This is a genomic window from Tardiphaga sp. (assembly GCF_041424195.1).
Taxonomy (GTDB): domain Bacteria; phylum Pseudomonadota; class Alphaproteobacteria; order Rhizobiales; family Xanthobacteraceae; genus Tardiphaga.
Map to the genome: position 1 here is coordinate 16,344 of NZ_JBGMOE010000197.1, position 20,445 is coordinate 36,788.

Here is a 20,445-nt window from a genome sequence, read left to right on the forward strand (position 1 = left end):
ATGCGCATTCGGCGGAGCGATCGGTTGTCAGGCAATGTGCATTCGGGAGGCAGGCCATGGCTGGCGGCGAACTTTCCGATGACGGGGGAATGCTGGACCTTGTCGGGACGATTTACGATGCCGCACTCGACGTAGAGCTCTGGCCGGACGTCCTGAACAGGATTGGCGACGCAGTCGGCGGCCCGCAAATCGTGTTTGGACTCTACGATCCGCCAAACGGGCTTGTGAATATGTATGCGCCGCGAACCGATCCGGACATCATGCGCCGTCTGGCCGACTGGACCTTGATAAATCCGGAGTTGCCGTGCATCGCAGACTATCCGCCCGGCAAGGTCTTCAGCGGCGCTGACGTTATCGCTCCGGACAAATTTTCCAGCACGGCCTTCTATCACGATTGGTGGCGGCCGGCTGGTTTCAGCACGGAGCCCCTTGTCACTAATCTGTTTGCCGATGGCGTCGCGTCCGGACATTTTGCGAGTCACGTGTTGCCGAACGGGGTGCCGTTCGACAGCAGTCAGAAACGTTTATTTGCCGTGATAGCGCAACATCTGGTTCGCGCTGTCGCGCTGCAGCGCTCTCTTCATCTGACGATGGCGAAAGAAGGCGCGCTGATTGGTCTCGACGACTTGCAACAAGGATTTCTGGTCGTGGATGCGCAGGCGCGGATTCTGTTTGTCAACCGCGCGGCGCGCGCATTACTCGATGCCCGCGACGGTTTGCGGCTTGAAGACGGGGCCTTGTCTGCATCCGATGCGGACGCTGCGCGGATACTACGTGGTCTCATCGCACGTAGTGCTGCCGTTGCTGGCGAAAATGGCGCCAGAGGCGATGTCACGTTGCCGCGCGGGTCGGGTCGGGTGCCGCTCGATCTTCAGGTGACGCCGTTACGACCGGAAACACCGTCGACCCGGAGCCTTTGGGTTGTTCCGCAATGTGCGGCCGCGATTGTGCTCGTCTCCGATCCCGAGGCAGCTAGAAAGGCGCGCGTCGATATGTTGCGCAAGCGCTTCGGCTTCACGGCGGCGGAGGTGGCATTCGCGCTTGAGATCATTAAGGGCGACGGCCGGCAGGCTTCGGCCGACCGGCTCGGCATTTCCGTGGGCACGGCGCGAAGTCACCTGTCCAGCATCTTCGACAAGACCGGCTCGCGACGTCAGGCCGAACTTGTCCGGCTGCTGCTGCGATAAAATAGAACTTCAGCATCGAAGGCCATCACGACGCATATGCGCGGTGATGGCCTTTTTCTCTATCCACAGGCTGCCTGAGTTCAGATGGTAGCCTGCGCTCGCTTCACGTCCGGCGGCGTCGCCTCGTCGACCAGCGCGGCGAGCGCTTCCTCGAGCGAGCTCACCTTCTGACCGTCGCTGCCGAGACGACGCACCGAGACCTGGCCGGTTTCGGCCTCCTTCTTGCCGACGACCAGCAGCGCCGGGATCTTGGCCAGCGAGTGCTCGCGGACCTTGTAGTTGATCTTCTCGTTGCGCAGATCGATCTCGACGCGGAGGCCAGCCTTGCGCGCGGCCGCGGCGACGACCTTGGCGTATTCATCGCCTTCCGAGGTGATCGTGGTGACCACCACCTGCACCGGCGACAGCCAGAGCGGGAAGTTGCCGGCGAAGTGCTCGATCAGGATACCGATGAAGCGCTCCATCGAGCCGCAGATCGCGCGATGCACCATGACCGGTGCCTTCTTCGATCCGTCGGCGTCGATATAGAACGCGCCGAAGCGCTCCGGCAGGTTGAAGTCGACCTGCGTGGTGCCGCACTGCCAGTCGCGGCCGATGGCGTCGCGCAGCACATATTCGAATTTCGGCCCGTAGAACGCGCCTTCGCCGGGATTGATCTCGGTCTTGATGCGGTTGCCGTCCTTCGCCTTGATCTGCTCCAGCACCTTGGCCATCACGCTCTCAGCGTGATCCCACGACGCGTCGGAGCCGACGCGCTTTTCCGGCCGAGTCGACAGTTTGATGGTCATCTCGCCGTCGAAGCCGAAATCAGCGTAGGTGGAGAGGATCAGATCGTTGATCTTCAGGCATTCGTCCGCAAGCTGCTGTTCCATGCAGAAGATGTGCGCGTCGTCTTGCGTGAAGCCGCGTACGCGCATCAGGCCGTGCATGGCGCCCGACGGCTCGTAGCGATGCACGGTGCCGAATTCGGCGAGGCGAATGGGGAGTTCGCGATAGCTCTTGAGGCCGTGCTTGAAGATCAGCACATGGCCGGGGCAGTTCATCGGCTTGATCGCGAACCAGCGCTTGTCCTCGGCCTCGTCGCCGGCCGACTGCGCCGCGAACATGTTTTCGCGGTACCACTCCCAGTGGCCCGAAGTCTCCCACAGCGACTTGTCGAGGATCTGCGGCGCGTTGACCTCGCTGTAGTCGCCGGTCAGGCGGCGGCGCATATAGGCGATCAGCTGCTGGAAGATCGTCCAGCCCTTGGCGTGCCAGAACACGACGCCCGGACCTTCCTCCTGGAAGTGGAAGAGGTCGAGTTCGCGCCCGAGCTTGCGATGGTCGCGCTTCTCGGCTTCCTCGATCTGCTTGAGGTAAGCGTCGAGGTCCTCCTGCTTGGCGAAGGCGGTGCCGTAGATGCGCGTCAGCATCGGATTGTTGCTGTCGCCGCGCCAATAGGCGCCGGCCACCTTCATCAGCTTGAAGGCGTTGCCCACCTTGCCGGTCGAGGTCATGTGCGGACCGCGGCACAGATCGAACCAGTCGCCCTGGTAATAGATCTTGATCGGCTCGTTGCCGGGAATGGCGTCGACCAGCTCGACCTTGAAGGCTTCGCCCTTGTCGCGGAACACCTGCTTTGTCTTCTCGCGATCCCAGACGTCCTTGGTGAAGGGTTTGTCGCGCGCGATGATCTCGCGCATCTTCTTCTCGATCGCGCCGAAGTCTTCGGGCGTGAACGGCTCTTCGCGGAAGAAGTCGTAATAGAATCCGTTCTCGATGACGGGGCCGATGGTCACTTGCGTCGTCGGCCATAGCGCCTGCACGGCTTCGGCGAGCACGTGGGCGGCGTCGTGCCGGATCAGCTCCAGCGCGCGCGGGTCGTCGCGGTTGATGAAATCGATCTTGGCATCGGCCTCGATCGGATCGTTCAGATCGGTGACGGTGCCGTCCAGTCCCATGGCGACGGTGCGCTTGGCCAGCGACGGCGAGATGCCCTTGGCGATCTCAAAGCCGGTCGTGCCCTTGGCGAATTCACGCTTGGCGCCGTCCGGGAAAGTGACGGTGATGTTGTTGGTTTCGGCGGGGGTGAGGTTGGCGAGGCCGAACTTGAATCCGGAGCCTTCATTCTCTGTCATGTCTTCTCTCCTGTGGCTCACTCCTGCACACGGGCGCAGGTAAGCGGACGAGCGGTATAGCAGCCGATCCGGGCATTGCAACATGGGGCTGCAGCGCGGAATCACCACCCTGTTTGGCTTGCCGCAATCTTGGTCGGTCGGGCTGCCTCCGCGATAAATGCGCCAAAGGCGCATCGAAGAGAAAAGCATCCACAGGTTGCATTTTTGGTAAAGTACGCTAGATTAAGGCCGTAGCTTGCTGGGGGCCTCTATGAAACTTAGCGAAGCCGTTGATCTGACCGCAGCGTTATCACTGGCTGCGCTCACCTCTAATCTCGAATTGGTACGTGACGTTCAGGCGCGGCTCATGCAATTCGGGCTGCTTGATCCGCCTGTTGACGGAAAATTCGGCTCGGTCACGCACTGGGCATTGCAGGAGTTTTGCAAGTCATCGAACATCGCGTTTGATGGGGAGCTCACGCGGGAGATCGCAAGAGCGCTGATGGACTCCGATGAAGAGGAGCTGTTTCCGCTCAGACCTGGCGACAACCTTGCGGGCAAAGTCGCGAGTGCGCTGATGCGCCGTGGATACTGGATCGCGCGTCATCGCAGTTGCTACAATATCGTCTATGTGGAAGGGATGGATGTCGATGGCACGATCAACGACAACAAGCCCAACAAGTTCAACGATGTCCGTATTCTCCTGCAATTGAGCGCAACGGGTGTCCCCAAGATTACAAAAAGCTGGGAAGCGACGACGGAGCCGGGCAAGTACTGGACGGACAATCCCATGAATCCAGCGGGCGCTGCCCGTATCGCATTCGGTCAGTACAAGTCATGGGCGGTGGGAACACATCACGCCGCAACGCCGGGAGCGCATGAGGCGCTCATTCAGGTCGAGAACATCTCGATCTATCGCGATCTCAACAAGGACTACAAGCGCGATGGCGACACGCGATACACCGGCATGTTCGCGATCAATCAGCATTGGGGTTACGACATGCCCAGGGACGACTTGCGTCGATCAAGTGCCGGTTGCCTTGTTGGACGTACGAAGGCTGGGCACCGCGAATTCATGGGGCTCGTCAAGTCAGACCCGCGCTATGTCACTAATAACGGCTACCGTTTTATGGCCGCCGTCATGCCGGCTACAGCACTGAGCGAAACGAGTTTCGACCCCGCAAGTCCGCATTGACGTGCCGAACAACGACTTGCCCCACGACGCTGTTGAGGAGGGATCAATGCCTGGCAGTTCACCGGCACCGGAGTGGATCGAGACTGCGCTGAAAGTTACCGGACATTTCGAAGATTCGTCCGATCCGATGGGGGCAGTCTCCGGTGACTTCGACGAGATGGGCATATCTCTCGGTGTCCTTCAGTGGAATATCGGGAGTGGCTCCTTACAGCCGCTGGTCAGGAAGATCGGGCGGGCGAGGGTCATCGCCACAATGCCTGTGTATGGGGGAGAGCTTTGGGGCGCCTGCAACTCTGCGGTTCCTCAGGGGCTCGCGATCGTGCGCGGCTGGCAGGTGGGCGACAAGCTGCGCCCCCCGGTGAAGGCTGAATTGAAGGCATTCACCCATGGAGCATCATTCGTCGAGCAACAGGTCGCCGCCGCAAATCATGTCGCGCAGCGTGCGATGGATATGGCGGAAGCCTGGGCGCTCGAAGACGGGGAAGTGGTCGATAAATGGTTGTTCTGCTGGTTCTTCGACCTGATTACACAGAACGGTGGCCTGAAGAGTGTGACCCACGCCAGTGTCGTGTCGTTTATCGGTGCGACGGGTACCACAGCAGTGGACGACGTGATTTGCGATTGGCTGGCCAGCCGGACGAGCCGCGACGCCGGCTTCAGGGACAGTCATCGCAACGCAGATCTTTGGCGTGACAAGGTGCCAGACGAGCGCCTCAAATTATTCGTTGCCAGCTATATGCGTGCCCTGGAATCGCGCACCGAATATCGCGGCGATACGCTCAATCGTAAAGCAACGATCGCTCTCGGAGAGGGATGGGTTCACGTCGAGCGCCACAATCTGAAGCAGATTATCGGCCACTGAATATGCTCAAGGGCACGAGCGATTTCGCGTGAGTATCGGTTAGCCGGCCGCAGCTCGTGTCATAACCTTCAACACTCCGGATAATTCATGGCAGTTATGCTCGAATGCCGGATGCATCCGGCGCGAGCTTGTTGTGCTCGTCCGCAGTGTTGTAGATTATCTTCGCTGCCTTCAGATTTCTTGTCACGGATGGTCGTGCACGGGGCAAAACAGGTGCTTCCGTGTATGCGCTAACTGTCTTTATCGCGTGACCCGTCCTTACGCCCCCACCGCACTCATGATCGGCAATTTCGTCACCGGGGTTGGCCTATTGGCGCCGACGGCGATGCTCGGCGAGTTGTCGGCGGGCCTGGGTGTCTCCATCCGTGAAGCGGGGCTTTTGATCACCTTCGGCGCGGTCATGTTGTGTATCTGCTCGCCCCTGATGTCGTGGCTGACCAGCCGGATGGAGCGGCGACATCTGCTGCTGGGCGTGATCGCGGTGGTGGCAGTGGCCAATCTCGCATCGGCATTCGCGCCGAACTACGCGGTACTGCTGATGATCCGCCTGGTGATGTGCATTGCGGCGGCCCCCTACACACCGCAAGCCGCCGGCACTGTCGGAATGCTGGTGTCTCCGGACAAGCGTGGCAGCAGCGTCGCCTATGTCTTTCTTGGCTGGACGCTGGCGGCTGCAGTCGGTCTGCCGCTGGTGGCCTTCATTGCCAGCCGCTACGGCTGGCGTGAGGTTTATGCATGCGTCGGTGTGATGAGCTGCCTGAGCTTCGTGTTGCTGGCGTGGCGACTGCCACGCGGGCTGTTCGGCGTGCCGGTCGATCTCAGCACCTGGTCTTCGTTGGCGCGCAACCGTCTGGTCGTGCTGCTGCTGATTATCACCACGCTGCAGATTTCCGGGCAATTCGCGATCTTCACATTCATGGCTCCGCTGCTCGAGCGGCTCGCCGGAGCAGGCCACGATGCGGCCGCGTTCGTCTTCGCGATCTATGGCGTCTGCGGCTTCCTCGGCATCATGACCGCGACGCGGATCGTCGATGGCTGGGGCGCGCTCAATACGTCGATCCTGTCCACGTCGCTGGTGCTTGCTGGCATGACGGTGTGGGGTTTCGGCGCGGGCCTGCTGCCGGTGATGGCGCTCGGCGTTGCGATCTGGGGGCTCGGCTTCGGTGCCATCACCTCGATGCAGCAGGTGCGGCTGATTGGAGCTGCGCCGTCGGCCGGAGCGGCGTCGGTCTCGCTTAATACGTCGATGCTCTATGTCGGCCAGGCGATCGGATCGGGCATCGGAGGCGCGCTGTTCGCCGGCGGATACTTCCACGCTTCGGGGTTTGTCGCGATGGGTTTCCTGACGATGGCACTGGTGGCCATCGTGTTCAGTCGTAGAATGTCCGGACGCGTCGCTTAGTCGCAGATGCGGGTCAGTTGCGCCTTGAACGGCACGCCGGGCAATTGCAGTGCGCTGCCTTCGAAATCGAGCAGGTCGCCATTGACGCGGCCGGTCAATGCCAGCGTGACGCCTTCAAAGCCGAACACCGACTTGAGGCTCTGATCCGGGTTGTATCGTTTTGATGACACCTTGACGGAGATGGTCTCGCCTCTGTTTTGATAGTTGCCCATGAAGGCGAAAGCGGAATTTCCACCGCGCAGCTTTCCGCCGGTTGCATAGACAACGCCGGTCCCTGTGCCATGAATAGTGTGAAAATGTACTTCGTATAGGCCGTCTTCCACCTGCGTGCCCCGGGCAATGATGTTGAGTGAAGATGAATTGGCGAGATGAAGTGGCCGCACCCTATGGTATCGAATGTTGTTCAACAATCCCGCCGGGAGGCATTTCGTAAAAATAGCTCTGACAATCTGAGGTTCGGTGTGCTGCGACATGTCCGCCAACTGTTTTCTGCATGCGTTGCTGCATTAACTATCAGCACGCTGATGAGCGGCTGTGCATCGCTGCCGCACGTGTGCCTGCCGCCGTCGCGCATGATGGCTTCTGCGGAGATGATTTTCGGGCGCAACATTGGCGATCGACCTGGTGTCAGCGAATCTGCATTTGCAAATTTCGTCGCGAGGGAAATCACGCCCCGCTTTCCCGATGGTCTTACTGTCATCAATGGAGACGGGCAGTGGCGCGATGGCGCGCGGAACGTTGATGTCCGGGAGCGGGCAAAGGTCGTTCTGATCACTTTCGCCGACGACGCACGGAAACGCGCCGATCTCGTTGCCATCGCGGAAAGCTATAAGCGGCAGTTCGGTCAGCAGTCGGTGCTCACAAAGGTCAGCAATGTCTGCGCCAGCTTCTAGTTTGCGCCGTCATTGACGCCGCGCCAGCGTGCGTAGCGCCAAGGTGCGTACCAACGCGCATCGGGCGACAGCTTGGCCGGCACGTTGTCGATACCCGAAGTGCCCCATGGCTGGCAGCGGAGCAGCCGCGCCAGTGTCATCCAGCTACCGGCCCACAATCCGTAGCGCTCTATCGCTTCGTCGCCATAGACCGAGCAAGTCGGCAGGTGACGGCAATTGTATCCGACCAGTGGCGACACCGTGTGACGGTATATCCAGATCATGCCGCGACCGGCATTGCGTGGCAGCCGCTGAATAGTACCGGCGCAGTTCGGGCACATGGATGAATGTTTCATGGTCGGATTGCTATCAGATCAGCCGGGTTTTGCTCGGTTCCTTTGCATGGAACCCGCCTACTTATGCATCATGGACACACCTGCCAATTTATCGCATGCAGTGCAGCAAAAGTAACTGGACGCCGCGGCGAAGCCCGTTAGGTTTTCAGTTGACGCCCGTGTGACAGAATCATGAGCGTTGTTTGGTGCCGTTGCCATTGCTCATGAGAGTGCGGGAAGGAACGGACTTGGGACGTATGATGTCGCTTCGATCAGGCAGTTCGGCGCTGTTTCGCGTCGCGGCCCTTTGCATCGTTCTCGTCAGCTTCTCGTCCGGGCTGCTGGCTTCTGTCACGTCCTCTGCCCAAGCTGCAGCCGTTCTCGAAGAGCGCAAACTCCCGATGCGCTTCACCTGGATCGCCTGCGAGCCGAATTGCCGCGGATGGATCGGGGCGGTTGGCATCGTGACAAGCGACACCGTCAAGGACTTCGACGAATTCGCCAAGACCCGCGACCTGACTGGCGCCACTGTCGTGCTGGATTCCAGCGGCGGCTCGGTCAATGACGCCATCACCATGGGCCGGCGCTGGCGCAAGCTCGGTTTGCGCACCACCGTCGGAATCACGATCGACCTGCAATCGTCCTCCGGCGTGATGAAGTCCGCAGTGCTGCCGCAGGCCTATTGCGAATCCATGTGCGTGTTCCTGCTGCTGGCGGGTAACACCCGCTATGTGCCTGAGGAATCCCATGTGCGCGTCCATCAGATCTGGATGGGCGACCGCGCCGACGATCCGAAGGCTGCGAGCTATACGGCGAACGATCTGATGATCGTCGAGCGGGATATCGGCCGTCTCGCCAAATACACCTTCGACATGGGAGGTACGGGCGACCTCTTGTCATTGTCGCTCAGCGTGCCGCCGTGGGATGATCTGCATCGGCTTACTGAAACCGAATTGAAGCTGACCAATCTGGTCACCACCCATAGTGTGGCTGATGTGTTGCCGGAGTCGCGCGAGCAGGAGACGCCGGTGGCGTCGCTGGTGCCGAAGTCGGTACAGGATCGTTTCGTGAGCGGGCCGGAAAACGAAAGCACCCCGGTCGCGTCTTCGACGAAGTCGACCAAGACGGCCGAGGCCTCGGCGCCGACTGGCGGTGTCGTATCGGCACCATCAGGGAAATAGCCGTACTGGCGTTACGCCGGCGTCGGCTGGCTGGCTCCGGCGTTTGACTTGGCCTCAATCTGCCCGATGGCGTCCACGACCGCATCGAATGTGAGGAGCGTCGAGGCGTGGCGCGCCTTGTAGTCGCGTACGGGTTCGAGCAGGGCGATATCTGCCCATTTTTCGTCCGATGGTGGTGCGCCATTTTCCTTCAGCATCTTGCGCACGGTCTCGCGCAACGCCCGCAGTTCATCGGCTGTCGAGCCGACCACATGGCTCGCCATGATCGACGACGAGGCCTGGCCAAGGGCGCAGGCCTTCACGTCGTGGGCGAAGTCGGTGACCACGTCGCCATCCATGGCGAGGTCGATCTTCACCGTCGATCCGCACAGCTTGGAATGGGCGGTGGCTGACGCATCGGGGGCAGGGAGGCGGCCCAGCCGGGGAATGTTACCGGCGAGCTCGATGATGCGCTTGTTATAGATGTCGTTCAGCATCTGATTCGGACCTTAACTGTGCCCTCAAGCGCCCGGATCATGCCCTTGGCGCTCGTTGACCTGGGCCCTATATAGGGTGAGTGCCCGGGCAAGAGAATGCCGGGCATTCCCCAGATCGCCGGAATTTGAGAATTCAGTTCGGCGGCCTTGGTGTTATTGTCGCTCGACGAACTTATTGACGGACTCAGGCGTCCGGCGGCCCGGCCGCCCCGTCTGCCCGGTGACACTCCGGCCTCCCATGGGGCCGGTCGAACGGAGTAAAGATGGACGCAGTGATCAAGCCGCTTCGCGGCAAATCCCCGGATGGCAAATCTTCCGAAATCAGATCTGCCGACAGCAAAGTACAGGAATTCCGGCCGGCGGAACTCGATCCCGCCGAGTTTCTGGCCGCCGCCGTACATCCCGACCAGCCGCGCCCCTCGCGCGCCGAGGCTGAGCAGGCCGTGCAGACCTTGCTGGCCTATATCGGTGAGGATCCGCAGCGCGAAGGCCTCATGGACACTCCGCGGCGCGTAGTCGAGGCCTATGACGAGCTGTTCCAGGGCTATCTTCAGTGCCCGGCCGAGGTCCTGAACCGGACCTTCGGCGAGACCGCCGGTTATGATGATTTCGTGCTGATCCGCGACATGGCCTTCGTCTCCCATTGCGAGCATCACATGATGCCGTTCTACGGCAAGGCGCATATTGCCTATACGCCGGTGGAGCGCGTCGTCGGTCTCTCCAAGCTGGCGCGTCTCGTGGATATCTTCGGCCATCGGCTGCAGACCCAGGAGCATCTGACCGCGCAGCTTGCTGCCGCGGTCGATGAAGTGCTGAAGCCGCGTGGCGTTGCGGTGATGGTTGAGGCCGAGCACACCTGCATGTCGGCCCGGGGCATCCGCAAGGAAGGCTCGCGCACTTTCACGACCCGTTTCACTGGCAATTTCCGCGACAATCCGGCCGAGCAGGCGCGGTTCATGTCGATGATCCAGTCCATGTCCCGTTAACATCATGTCGCGCTGATCGCGCGACGATCGCTATTTGCTGCTAGAGTGTCGGGCGCATCATGCGCCCGATTTTCGTTTGACGACCACAGCGAGAGATTTTCCGTGTCCAACACATCGCACGCGCACAGCCATGACCTCGAAGAAGGCCTCGCGCTCACGCCGAAGTTCGATGCTGCCGGTCTCGTCACCGTCGTGACCACCGACGTGGCGAATGGCGACGTGCTGATGGTGGCGCATATGAATGAAGAGGCGCTGCGCAACACCATCGAAACCGGCGATGCCTGGTATTACAGCCGTTCGCGCAAGGCGTTATGGCGCAAGGGCGAGAGCTCGGGCAAGACCCAGCGCGTGGTCGAGATGCGGATGGATTGCGACCAGGATGCAATCTGGATCAAGGTCGAGCAGATCGGCGGAGCTGCCTGCCACACTGGCCGTCGCTCGTGCTTCTACCGCGCGATCACCAAGGGCGAGGGCGGGGCGGCGAAGGTTTCGTTCATCGATGCGGACAAAGTGTTCGATCCGGCGACGGTCTACGGTAGCTGAACTGCCTCTGATCTCAGGTCATGCCAGCCGGCTTGCAAAATCCTGCCGGGATTTGGCAGCACCGATGCCGGTCGGATCGGCGATCATGTCCATGTAATCGACGGCCGCCGACCTGAGCTTGCCGTCCTTCATGGTCATGACGCCGGACAGGGTCTGGATGTTCATCGAGCGGATATTGTAGTTCTTCCAGGCCTCCGCCTGTTTCGTTTCGCTGTTGGTCGATTTTTTCTGCTCGTTGTAGAGATCGAGCGAAGCTTGCGCCGCCTTCAGGGCATTTAGACCCGAGACTTCCTTCATCTCCTTGGCGAGCGCAGGATCGTCGCTGAACATTTTCTCGATCTTGGCCCGCCAGGGGCCTTCGGCAGTCACGTTGCCGAATTTATCGACCTTCATGTGGGTCGCATATTCCGGCGGGATGTTCATCTTTTCGAATGCTTTCGACAGGCGGTCGGCAAGGGCGTCGGTCCGCTTTGTCAGCATTTCGTCGAACGTATCGGTCAGGGTCTCGGTCGCTGCCTGATCGGCTTTGGCCTTTTCGATGATCGCCTTGGCGCGGTCTGACAGCGATACGAAGGCAGCTGGGGCAATCGGCGCGGATGCAGCCTTGTCGGAAGAGGTGGATGGCTCGGTAGCTGCAACGGCGGCGGGCGGCGCCTTGTCCCGCGGTTGTGTCGACGCTGAATTCGCGTTTGCGCCGTTTGCGACCGCAACCATCGTGATCTCCATGCCCGCTACTGACGGCAGCGAATCTCCGTCAGACACCTACGGAAACACCCTCGCGTTAAGCCTCTGTAAAATGCTCAACCGAAGATGGAGGCCTGCGAGGGGCGCTTAGTGTCTTAGCATTTCGTTAACCATGAATGTCCCACTGTGTCCGTGGCTTCCGCACGGCTGGCAGGGCACGATTCCCGGTGGTCGTTTCGTGGGAGCGGGGCACCACACTATGGCGGTCGACGCGACCAACCTCGCATCAGCACTCTCGTCAACGCGCAGTCAGGTGACCGGCGCGATCAAGAATGCTGCCGGCACCACGGGCACAAGCTTCGAATATCTGCTCGCCACCGCCAAGATGGAATCCAACCTTAACCCCTCAGCCACGGCATCGACGTCGTCAGCAAAGGGACTCTTTCAGTTCATCGAGCAGACCTGGCTCGGCACCGTGAAGGAGGCCGGGACGCAGCTGGGCTACGGCAAATATGCCGACGCCATCACCAAGTCGCCGTCGGGCTCCTATTCGGTGAGCGATCCCGCTGCAAAGGCCGAGATTCTGAAGTTGCGCGACGATCCTGTCGCGAGTTCAGCGATGGCCGGCGTATTGACGCAGTCCAACAGCTTCAAGCTCACAGGCGAGATCGGTCGCAGGCCAAGTGACTCCGAACTCTATATGGCGCATTTCATGGGCGTCAGCGGCGCCTCGAAGCTGATCAACAACGCGACCAACAATCCGAGCGCCTCGGGCGCCGCACTGTTTCCGAATGCGGCCGCGGCGAACCGGTCGATCTTCTACGATCAGAGCGGCAGCGCGCGCAGCGTGTCGCAGGTCTATTCGGTGCTGTCGTCGCGCTACGACAGTGCTGCGAATTCCACGGCAACGCGGACGGCGATGGCGTCCGCAGGCGTGATGACGGCGCAGGCGGTCTCGCCAATGACGCCTGCCAGCAATGCGACATTCCTGTCGCGCTTTCCGGATCTGAGCACGGTGCAGGTCGCAAGCTTTGCATCCGACCAGTCATCGCCGGTCGTGCAGGAACAGCCGATTTTCCGGTCGCTGTTCCAGGGTGGCGATCGTGCGCAACCTGTATCGCCGGCAGTGCAGGAATTGTGGGGCAACCGCACGTCGCTGACGTCCACGTCGCTGCCGAAGGCACCGGAGGTTGGCGTGCCCAAGCCGCTCGATCTGTTCAGCGATCGCGCCGGGACTTTTAGTAGTTAGCTCCGTCCCTTGATGGTGAGGAGGCGCCCAGCGCCGTCTCGAACCATGAGTTGTCAGGCATTGCCGCTCTCGGCCATCCTTCGAGACGCGCGCAAGGGCGCGTCCCTCGGATGAAGCAGCGTGGGATGTTCAGCGGAGCTAGCATTTTCCCCCGCATGTCCGATCCCTTAACAAAACCTCAACAAACCCATAAGCTTATGGTGAACCGTTTGTTAAGTGGCATGGTTTATTTTCTCTGACAGTGGCATCGCGTTACGGTGTTGATCGGGTTGCGTAGGCTGGCAGAACCATGATTGTTCGGCAGTTCATTAGTTGGGTACGGACCGCTCCAGCGGGTGAGCGGGCAGAGGCGACGCGCTCCTTGGCGCGAGCCTGGATCTTTTCAGACCTGTCCGACGACGATCGTGCAGCCGCCGAAGGCGCGCTGCTGATGCTGCTCGACGATGCATCGCCGCTGGTGCGTCAGGCCATGGCGCAGGTTTTCGCCCGCGCGCCGTCGGCGCCCGCGGCCATCGTGCAGGCGCTGTCGGTGGATCAGCCTTGCGTGTCGCTTCCAGTGCTCGAACATTCGCCGCTGCTGATCGATGCCGATCTGGTCGATATTGTCGCCACCGGCAACAGCGAGTTGCAATGCGCCGTCGCCCGCCGCATCAATCTGCCGATCTCGATCTGCGCCGCCATTGCCGAAGTCGGCTCTGCCGCTGCGGCGCTTGAACTCATCGAAAATCCGTATGCCGAACTGGCGCCGTTCTCCTGGGACCGTATTGTCGAGCGTCACGGTCATCTCGCTGCCATCCGCGAAGCGATGTTGGCCCTCGATAACCTGCCAGCCACGACGCGCCTCGCGCTGGTGGCCAAGCTCTCCGAAACGCTGACCCGCTTCGTCGTTGCACGGAACTGGCTGTCGCCGGCTCGTGCCGAGCGCATAGCGGATGAGGCGATGGCGCGCTCCACGGTCAACATTGCGTCGCGTTCGCGCGGCGACGAGATGCGGGATCTCGTGCATCACCTGCGCGAAGCCGGGCAATTGACCGTCGGGCTCATCCTCCGTGCCCTGTTGTCGGGCAATCTCGAACTGTTCGACCAGGCACTGGTGGAATTGTCGGGCTTGCCGCAGGGCCGCGTAGCCGCACTGGTCTATGACGGCGTCGGTGCCGGGCTGAACGCATTACTTGCACGCGCAGGCCTGCCGGAGTCGACATTCCCTGCCTTCCGCGCCGCTTTGGCCGCGCGCAACGAAATCGGTTTCATCGGCTCTGTCGGCGGCGCCGTGCGGCTGCGCCGCCGCATGGTCGAGCGCGTGCTGACGGTGTGCGAGACCGATGAAGCGGCATCGGAGCCGCTGCTAATCCTGCTGCGGCGCTTCGCAACGGAGTCGGCCCGCGAGGAAGCGCGGGTCTTTTGCGACGAACTGGCAGAGCAGGCGAGCCAGCGCTACGAGTATCAGCCGATCGCGGCGTAACGGAACACGTCATTCCGGGGTCGCGTGCGGCTCGCGCCGCCCGCGCCCGGAATGACGAGTTTGACGTCACTCTTTCGGCACGATGCTCGGCGCCGATATCATCTCGAGATGGTCCGGCCGATCGTGATTGACCAGCGTCAGATAGTCATCCGCGACGGCGCGCAGGCGGGCGCTGAGTTCATTGGCTACGCCGGCCTTCTCGATGGTGTTGTGCTCGCGCACGATGGCCTGGATCGCATCGATATGATGCTGGATCAGATCCGCCGGCACCGCATCGAGATCGGGTGCGTGTTCGAGAATCCGGCACAGGCTTTCAGCGGCCACGCCGGCGGCTGGAAAGCCGAAGGTCGAGGCATCGCCCTTGATGTCGTGCGCCGCACGAAACAGCTCGCCGCGGGTTTGCGGATCGAAGCCCTTTTTCAGGATCGCGGCATGGGCTGCGGCAAGGCGGTCGCACTCGCTGCGCATCCAGGTCTTGAACTCGCCGGAGAGATTGGCCAGCGCCTGTTCGGCGCGCGCGACGGGATCGTCGAGGTCGCGGTCGATCACGCGGCGGATCGCGTGCTTCAGCGTATTCGGTGGCGTGATGACGTGATGATCGGCGAAAGTCTGCACCTTCGGCGCTGGCGCCTTGGTCTTGGCCATGGTCGTTTCTCCGAACATTGCGCTAGCCTGTCACACGGGCTTTATCCAGCAGCGACGGCTGCTGCAGAACCTCGGCCTCGCCGCCGTTGCGGCGTTCCGGTCCGATATAGGCAACGGTGGTGTTGCGGCGGCGATCCGGCCCGAAATAGTTCTTCGTCTTGATGAAGGGGCGGGGATGGGCGACCACACTCATGATGCGCAGATAAAGTCCCTTGGCCGAAATCGGCTTGGCCAGAAATTCGGTGACGCCGGCATCGCGCGCCATGGTGATGCGGCGCTTCTCGGAATGTCCGGTCAGCATGATGATCGGCGCGTAGGGGTTGCCCTTGGAATCCGGCTGCCGGATCATCTGTGCCAGTTCGAGCCCGTCGAAAATCGGCATCGCCCAGTCGGCGATCACGATGTCGGGTACGTAGTGGCTGTACATCTCCAGCGCAGTAGCGCCGTCCTCGGCTTCATAGACTTCGCGGGCGCCGAACGAATGCAGCAGCGTGCGCAGGATGCGCCGCATGTGCGGATTGTCGTCGCAGACCAGAAAACGCAGCTTGTTGAAGTCGATACGGAACATGATGCGGCTCGAACCGGGAAGGGACCGTTACCCGATGTTAACCATACCGCGCCGCGTCTTAACGAATGGTTGAGGCAGGCGGCCGCCTCAATATCCGAACTGCTCGCTGAGGATGCGTTCTTCCAGGCTGTGGCCGGGATCGAACATCATGCGCATGGAGATCGTCTTGTCGGAGATGATCTCGACACGGCGCACGTCGCGAGCCTCGTCATGGTCGGCGACGGCGGCGACCGGACGTTTGTCACCTTCCAGCACTTCGATGACCACGAAGGCGGTGTTCGGCAGCAGCGCGCCGCGCCAACGGCGGGGGCGGAACGCGCTGATCGGCGTCAGCGCCAGCAAAGCGGCGTTGATCGGCAGGATCGGTCCCTGCGCCGAGAGATTATAGGCGGTCGAGCCGGCGGGCGTCGCAACCAGAATGCCGTCGGCAACCAGTTCGGCCATCCGCTCGCGCTCGTCGATCAGGATGCGCAGCCGCGCGGCCTGATGGGTCTGGCGGAACAGCGAGACCTCGTTGATGGCGTGATGGATATGCACGGCGCCATGGACGTCGGTGGCGCGCATCAGCAGGGGATGAATGACAGTGTCGCGTGCCGCAGCGAGACGGGCATGCAGGTCATGCGTCGAGAACTCGTTCATCAGGAAGCCGACGGTGCCGCGATGCATGCCGTAGATCGGTTTGCCCGACCGCATGTGGTCATGCAGTGTCTTCAGCATCAATCCATCGCCGCCGAGAGCTACGATGATATCGGCGGTGGCCGGCTCGGCATTACCATAGAGCTCCGTCAACTGGTCGAGCGCTGCCTGCGCTTCAACGCTGGTGCTGGCCACGAAGGCGATCCGGTCATAGCGCTTGGACGGGTTCATCGGGTAATCGCGGGCCTTCAGCTCGATGCATGTCGGGCGAGGTCTGTATCGGCCTTCCCTGTGGTTGTCGAGGCAACACTAAGGGCAGTTTTCGCCGATATGTCGAGGGCAGGGAAGCTGGATGGTTACCGCGCCATGCAAAAGCCGGCACAATCCGAAGGATTGCGCCGGCTGACCGATCCGCGAATGGGATCAGTAGGTGAGACCTGTACCCGGTGCCTTTTCGAGCGCGGCAGCGAGCGATTTATATTCGGCGGAGTCCTTGCCGCTCAGCATCGCGATCTTGTTGAGATGATATTGCGCCTGATCGCGATTGCCCTGTTCGACCTGCCACAAGCCGTAATACTGCCAGGTGCGGACATGGGCGGGGTCGGCCTTCAGCGCACGCTCGTACCAGACCTGCGAGACCTTGTAGTCGCCGAGCTTGCGATAGGAGTAGCCGATCAGATTGGCGACATCGGCGCGGTCGTTCTGCCCGAGCGCCTTGAGCTGCGTGATGGCCGCCGTGTAGTCCTGCTTGTCATAGACCGTGGTATAGGCCGCGCGATAGTTGGCGAGAAACGCAGCATCGTCGGTGGTCGAATTCTTGGTGTTGGTTTTCTTCTTGTCTTTGGTGCCCTTGGTGTCGGACGCCGGCGGTGCGGAAGGCGTATCGCTGCCCGCAGCATAGGCCGAGCCAAAGAATACCGGGGAGAGGGAAGGCGTGGCGGCAACGGCCACAGAAAACATTGCCAGCGTCGTCAGCCTGATCGCGAGATGGGTCATGCAGCGCTCCTGTTTGCAACGGCAATAATCTGACACGGAAGTTACAGGTTGTGAACACCGGGCGTTGGTGTTCATTCCCGCTCTTTCCGATATGAGACAGCAAACTTGGGGCAGCAGGCCTGACCCAGCCGATCATGACGAGGATGTCACCGAGATGAACGAAGCCTGTCGGGTGTCCTCAGGATGGGTTCAGCGCGGTCCCGCTAAACCTGTCGGCATGATCGACAAGCCCGGCCAACCGACCGGTCAACTTCGTGATCGACACCGACAGGAGACGACCATGTTGAAGATGTTTTCCGCTGCTGTGATTGCCGCTTCCATCCTCGCGGCGCCGGCAATGGCGGCCGGCCCCGACCGCACCGCCACGACGCACAAGGCCGTGACCACCGAGCGCCATGTGCAGCCCGGCGCGCTGAACGCCAATGCCAAGATGATGCATCGTCATCACGACTATCGGCATCACCACCGCCATGTGCGCCCGCATGTCCGCTTCCACAATAAGATGGGCATGAGTCACGCGCACAAGCACACCGCCATCCAGACCACAGTCGTGCACAAGCGCGGCTGAGGGGGGCTCCGCGGTCGCGGCCTCATATTGCCCAGCTTCGATCGCGGAGTTTCAACGGCCGGCCTGCTGCTCCTGTCCCCAGGTGCAGCGGGCCGGCGCGTCTGCGCTGGTCCGTCACCGAGATGCGAATTCCAATTCGGGAGCGAACCGTCTAGGACAGGAATGACGGGGACACACCTGCGCAAGTGAGACGGCACGACGGATGAGACGGCATTTGGGGACATCGGCAAAACGGGCAGCAGTGGTGCTGTTGCCGCTATGGCTTGCGGCATGTGGAGGCGGCGGTGCCGGCGGTATCAGTTTCACCGACGATCAGGGCGTTGCCGCCCAGCCATTCCCGGCCAATTATCGCACCGATCTGCTGGCGTTCTTCAAGACCTATCTGAACAATCCGGTCGGCGTTCGCGATGCCATGATGGCAGAGCCGGTGCAGCGCACGGTCGGCGGCCGGCTGCGCTATGTCAGTTGTGTGCGCTATACGGCGAAGGATTTCGACGGCAGATACACTGCGCCGCAGGAGAAGGCCGTGTCCTATGTCGACAAGCGCCTCGACCGTATCGTCGAGAACGTCACTGAGGCCTGTGCCGGCGCCACCTACGCGCCGTTCCCCGAAATGGAAAAGATGACGCGCTAGCGCGTTGGTCTCCGAATATTTTACCTCCATGCGCGACGGTACTCTGTTGCGCATTCAACCGGTGCAGGGATGAAGATGAGATCCATTGGCCGCTTGCTGCTCTGCCTCGCGATTTGCCTCGGTATCGGCGTGGTGGGATCGCTCTCGACCAAGCCGGAAATTGCCGGCTGGTATGCCGGGCTCGCGAAACCGTTCTGGACGCCGCCCCCATTGGTGTTCCCGATCGCCTGGACCGCGCTTTATATTCTGATGGCTATCGCGTTTTGGCGTCTGTGGGATCGCACCGCGCCGTCGATGGGGCGGAGCAGGGCGATGACGCTGTTCGGGGTTCAACTCGTGCTGAACGCAGCCTGGTCACCGGTGTTCTTCGGCTGGCATGGTATCCGCACCGGCCTCGTCATCATCGCGCTGATGGTCGTCGCAATCGCCGCTACGATTTTTTCAGCCTCGCGAGTCGACCGGATCGCCGGCTGGCTGCTGGTTCCGTATCTCTGTTGGGTGCTTTATGCGAGCACCATCAATGCCGGCGTCGTCGCCCTTAATTGACCGCAGTGCTGCCGCGATAACGCCGCAGCCAGAGCTAGGTATCCGGACACTGAAAAGCACTATCAAGTTCATGTGAGCATTGAACCAAAAGCACTTCTGCTGCGCCTGAAAATGAATAAATCGAAAAGTGTTGCTGCTTTGTCGCAGTCGGCAAACATCGTTGTGGCAGCACCTGCCGTGAAGCAACCAAACTGCCGCCACGTTGTTTTTCGATGGTCATTACGCAACACAGGGGAACAACCATGAAGAAGCTTTTGCTCACCGCGTCGGCCATCGTTGCCGTGGCCGCGATTTCGTCTTCTGCCTTCGCTGCCGACCTTCCGGCGCGGCCCTATACCAAGGCCCCGGCCTATACGGCGCCGGCTGTGGTCTATAACTGGACCGGTTTCTATATCGGCGGCCATCTCGGCGGTGCCTTCGGTGACGGCAACAGCCTCGTCGGCGATAGCGGCCGGTTCATGGGCGGTGTGCAGGGCGGCTTCGACTATCAGTTCGCCACCAACTGGGTGATCGGTGTCGAAGCCCAGTACAGCTGGCTGACGAATAGCAATACCAGCCTCGTTTTCCCGAACGGCACGACCATCACGGGCGGCGGTAACGATCAGCTCGGCTCGGTCACCGGTCGTCTCGGTTACACTTGGGGTCCGGCACTGCTCTATGCCAAGGGCGGTTACGCCTGGAAGGATAACAACAACCTGACCATTGCCGCCCTGGCTCCCGCGGTGGCGGTGATCGATGGCAACAAGAAGGACGGCTACACTGTCGGTGGCGGTCTCGAATACATGTTCTCGCCGAACTGGTCGGGCAAGGTCGAATACCAGTACTACAACTTCGGCAATACCACGATTACCTCGACGGCCATTCCTGGCGGTTCGGCGCGCTTCAACAATGACGAGCACACCATCAAGGCCGGTCTGAACTATCGCTTCGGCTGGGGTGGTCCGGTGGTCGCCAAGTACTGAGCAAGCGCGAAACCGCTTCAATCTTCGACGGAAAGGCCGGCATGACGCCGGCCTTTTTCTTGTGGGGTGTGGTCGTGTTTCTCCCCCTCAAGCGGCGTAGCTGCGCAGTGGGGAGGGAAATCGCGGGCCTCTGCGCGTCGCATCAGATTCAACTGTCAAACAGCCACTGCTTCAGACATGCGTCATCGCCCCTGTTATTTGCGGCGCGGGGGCGCCGTCGTCTGTCGCATTCCCGCCCCCTGGCGAGAGGGCGTGCGGAACGCCGGGTGCCCGATGCACCCCTGGGCCTGATGCCGATGCGGTCGTCCGCAAGTTGGCGCATCAGGACTTTCGGAAAGCACGGGCGATTGCCCGACGTTC

23 protein-coding genes are annotated in these 20,445 nt (G+C 61.2%); 14 read left to right on the forward strand and 9 right to left on the reverse strand.

Going from position 1 to position 20,445, the window contains the following annotated elements; genetic code table 11:
- Window positions 1-56 precede the first annotated feature (56 nt).
- On the forward strand, window positions 57-1,187 hold the full coding sequence (locus ACEK02_RS27130) for a helix-turn-helix transcriptional regulator (protein WP_371424570.1): 1,131 nt from the start codon (window positions 57-59) through the stop codon (window positions 1,185-1,187).
- 80 nt (window positions 1,188-1,267) lie between these two features.
- Here ACEK02_RS27130 and thrS read toward each other — a convergent pair whose 3' ends face one another.
- Entirely contained in the window at window positions 1,268-3,304 is a 2,037-nt protein-coding gene (gene thrS, locus ACEK02_RS27135) for a threonine--tRNA ligase (protein ID WP_371424571.1), read from the reverse strand.
- A gap of 250 nt (window positions 3,305-3,554) precedes the next feature.
- On the opposite strand from thrS, the gene ACEK02_RS27140 reads away from it, so the two are divergent.
- The 3 genes from ACEK02_RS27140 (at window position 3,555) to ACEK02_RS27150 (ending at window position 6,742) form a co-directional block, all read left to right on the forward strand.
- On the forward strand, window positions 3,555-4,478 hold the full coding sequence (locus ACEK02_RS27140; RefSeq protein ID WP_371424572.1) for a peptidoglycan-binding domain-containing protein: 924 nt from the start codon (window positions 3,555-3,557) through the stop codon (window positions 4,476-4,478).
- Between the two features lie 46 nt (window positions 4,479-4,524).
- Window positions 4,525-5,340 (forward strand): peptidoglycan-binding domain 1 protein, encoded by an 816-nt coding sequence (locus ACEK02_RS27145; protein ID WP_371424573.1) that lies wholly within the window; start codon window positions 4,525-4,527, stop codon window positions 5,338-5,340.
- A gap of 277 nt (window positions 5,341-5,617) precedes the next feature.
- A complete protein-coding gene (locus ACEK02_RS27150; RefSeq protein ID WP_371424592.1) occupies window positions 5,618-6,742 on the forward strand; it encodes an MFS transporter in 1,125 nt (374 codons plus the stop codon).
- On the opposite strand, the gene ACEK02_RS27155 is transcribed toward ACEK02_RS27150, so the two are convergent.
- A complete protein-coding gene (locus ACEK02_RS27155) occupies window positions 6,739-7,215 on the reverse strand; it encodes a hypothetical protein (RefSeq protein ID WP_371424574.1) in 477 nt (158 codons plus the stop codon). The genes ACEK02_RS27150 and ACEK02_RS27155 overlap by 4 nt on opposite strands.
- Between ACEK02_RS27155 and ACEK02_RS27160 the strand changes: the two genes are divergently transcribed.
- Window positions 7,204-7,635: a DUF3574 domain-containing protein gene (locus ACEK02_RS27160; protein WP_371424575.1), complete on the forward strand. Its 432-nt coding sequence runs from the start codon at window positions 7,204-7,206 to the stop codon at window positions 7,633-7,635. The two genes, ACEK02_RS27155 and ACEK02_RS27160, sit on opposite strands and share 12 nt — an antisense overlap.
- Here ACEK02_RS27160 and yidD read toward each other — a convergent pair.
- Window positions 7,632-7,970: a membrane protein insertion efficiency factor YidD gene (gene yidD, locus ACEK02_RS27165; protein WP_371424576.1), complete on the reverse strand. Its 339-nt coding sequence runs from the start codon at window positions 7,968-7,970 to the stop codon at window positions 7,632-7,634. The genes ACEK02_RS27160 and yidD overlap by 4 nt on opposite strands.
- A gap of 239 nt (window positions 7,971-8,209) precedes the next feature.
- Between yidD and ACEK02_RS27170 the strand changes: the two genes are divergently transcribed.
- A complete protein-coding gene (locus tag ACEK02_RS27170; RefSeq protein WP_371424577.1) occupies window positions 8,210-9,130 on the forward strand; it encodes a hypothetical protein in 921 nt (306 codons plus the stop codon).
- Between the two features lie 11 nt (window positions 9,131-9,141).
- On the opposite strand, the gene ACEK02_RS27175 is transcribed toward ACEK02_RS27170, so the two are convergent.
- The gene (locus ACEK02_RS27175; RefSeq protein WP_371424578.1) at window positions 9,142-9,606 is read right to left on the reverse strand and encodes an iron-sulfur cluster assembly scaffold protein; all 465 of its coding nucleotides are present in this window, start codon (window positions 9,604-9,606) and stop codon (window positions 9,142-9,144) included.
- Between the two features lie 263 nt (window positions 9,607-9,869).
- Here ACEK02_RS27175 and folE point away from each other — a divergent pair, with 263 nt between their 5' ends.
- Together folE and hisI are read left to right on the forward strand one after the other, a co-directional pair.
- Window positions 9,870-10,592, forward strand: coding sequence for a GTP cyclohydrolase I FolE (folE, locus tag ACEK02_RS27180; RefSeq protein ID WP_371424579.1), 723 nt, complete (start codon window positions 9,870-9,872; stop codon window positions 10,590-10,592).
- Window positions 10,593-10,694: 102 nt separating this feature from the next.
- On the forward strand, window positions 10,695-11,135 hold the full coding sequence (gene hisI / locus ACEK02_RS27185) for a phosphoribosyl-AMP cyclohydrolase (RefSeq protein ID WP_371424580.1): 441 nt from the start codon (window positions 10,695-10,697) through the stop codon (window positions 11,133-11,135).
- 18 nt (window positions 11,136-11,153) lie between these two features.
- On the opposite strand, the gene ACEK02_RS27190 is transcribed toward hisI, so the two are convergent.
- Entirely contained in the window at window positions 11,154-11,849 is a 696-nt protein-coding gene (locus tag ACEK02_RS27190) for a hypothetical protein (RefSeq protein ID WP_371424581.1), read from the reverse strand.
- Window positions 11,850-12,078: 229 nt separating this feature from the next.
- Here ACEK02_RS27190 and ACEK02_RS27195 point away from each other — a divergent pair, with 229 nt between their 5' ends.
- Together ACEK02_RS27195 and ACEK02_RS27200 are read left to right on the forward strand one after the other, a co-directional pair.
- Entirely contained in the window at window positions 12,079-13,068 is a 990-nt protein-coding gene (locus tag ACEK02_RS27195; protein ID WP_371424593.1) for a transglycosylase SLT domain-containing protein, read from the forward strand.
- Window positions 13,069-13,357: 289 nt separating this feature from the next.
- Window positions 13,358-14,530, forward strand: a complete 1,173-nt coding sequence (locus ACEK02_RS27200) for a DUF2336 domain-containing protein (RefSeq protein ID WP_371424582.1) — start codon at window positions 13,358-13,360, stop codon at window positions 14,528-14,530.
- A 66-nt stretch (window positions 14,531-14,596) separates the two neighbouring features.
- Here the strand turns inward: ACEK02_RS27200 and ACEK02_RS27205 are convergent, their stop codons facing one another.
- From ACEK02_RS27205 to ACEK02_RS27220, 4 genes are all read right to left on the reverse strand, one after another.
- On the reverse strand, window positions 14,597-15,175 hold the full coding sequence (locus tag ACEK02_RS27205) for an Hpt domain-containing protein (protein ID WP_371424583.1): 579 nt from the start codon (window positions 15,173-15,175) through the stop codon (window positions 14,597-14,599).
- A gap of 22 nt (window positions 15,176-15,197) precedes the next feature.
- Complete coding sequence (locus tag ACEK02_RS27210) at window positions 15,198-15,743, reverse strand: response regulator (protein WP_068731951.1); 546 nt, start codon at window positions 15,741-15,743, stop codon at window positions 15,198-15,200.
- A gap of 87 nt (window positions 15,744-15,830) precedes the next feature.
- Window positions 15,831-16,610 carry an NAD kinase gene (locus ACEK02_RS27215; RefSeq protein ID WP_371424584.1) on the reverse strand — a complete coding sequence of 260 codons (780 nt, stop codon included), beginning with the start codon at window positions 16,608-16,610 and terminating at the stop codon, window positions 15,831-15,833.
- Window positions 16,611-16,802: 192 nt separating this feature from the next.
- Window positions 16,803-17,375, reverse strand: coding sequence for a tetratricopeptide repeat protein (locus ACEK02_RS27220; protein ID WP_371424585.1), 573 nt, complete (start codon window positions 17,373-17,375; stop codon window positions 16,803-16,805).
- A gap of 280 nt (window positions 17,376-17,655) precedes the next feature.
- Between ACEK02_RS27220 and ACEK02_RS27225 the strand changes: the two genes are divergently transcribed.
- From ACEK02_RS27225 to ACEK02_RS27240, 4 genes are all read left to right on the forward strand, one after another.
- The gene (locus tag ACEK02_RS27225) at window positions 17,656-17,943 is read left to right on the forward strand and encodes a His-rich protein BRANT (protein ID WP_371424586.1); all 288 of its coding nucleotides are present in this window, start codon (window positions 17,656-17,658) and stop codon (window positions 17,941-17,943) included.
- A 214-nt stretch (window positions 17,944-18,157) separates the two neighbouring features.
- Complete coding sequence (locus ACEK02_RS27230; protein ID WP_371424587.1) at window positions 18,158-18,577, forward strand: hypothetical protein; 420 nt, start codon at window positions 18,158-18,160, stop codon at window positions 18,575-18,577.
- Window positions 18,578-18,646: 69 nt separating this feature from the next.
- Window positions 18,647-19,123, forward strand: a complete 477-nt coding sequence (locus ACEK02_RS27235; RefSeq protein ID WP_371424588.1) for a TspO/MBR family protein — start codon at window positions 18,647-18,649, stop codon at window positions 19,121-19,123.
- Between the two features lie 242 nt (window positions 19,124-19,365).
- Window positions 19,366-20,085: an outer membrane protein gene (locus ACEK02_RS27240; RefSeq protein ID WP_371424589.1), complete on the forward strand. Its 720-nt coding sequence runs from the start codon at window positions 19,366-19,368 to the stop codon at window positions 20,083-20,085.
- Window positions 20,086-20,445: the final 360 nt, after the last annotated feature.